At 45.1% G+C, this 215-nt stretch carries 1 protein-coding gene; it reads left to right on the top strand.

Translation table 11 applies throughout. The features are described from left to right. On the top strand, positions 1-215 hold a 215-nt coding region (locus AC0QHF_RS15075; RefSeq protein ID WP_324705048.1), incomplete at both ends, for a reverse transcriptase domain-containing protein.

Below are 215 nucleotides of genomic sequence, written 5' to 3'. Positions count from 1 at the left end.
TATTGGGAACCTAAATTCGAGGGGACAAGCTATGGGTTTCGACCCGGACGCTCAACCCTTGACGCAATTGGCAGAATTTTTGTCGCTATTAACCACGGGGAATACTACATCCTCGATGCTGACATCGCCAAATGCTTTGACCAAATTGACCATGATTATCTGCTATCCAAACTTCATTGTCCAACGACCATAAGGCGAAATGTCAAACAATGGCT

This window comes from Lyngbya sp. CCY1209, assembly GCF_055795065.1.
The sequence above is the reverse complement of the archived record's forward strand: the minus strand, read 5'-3'. Positions and strand labels throughout refer to the sequence as shown.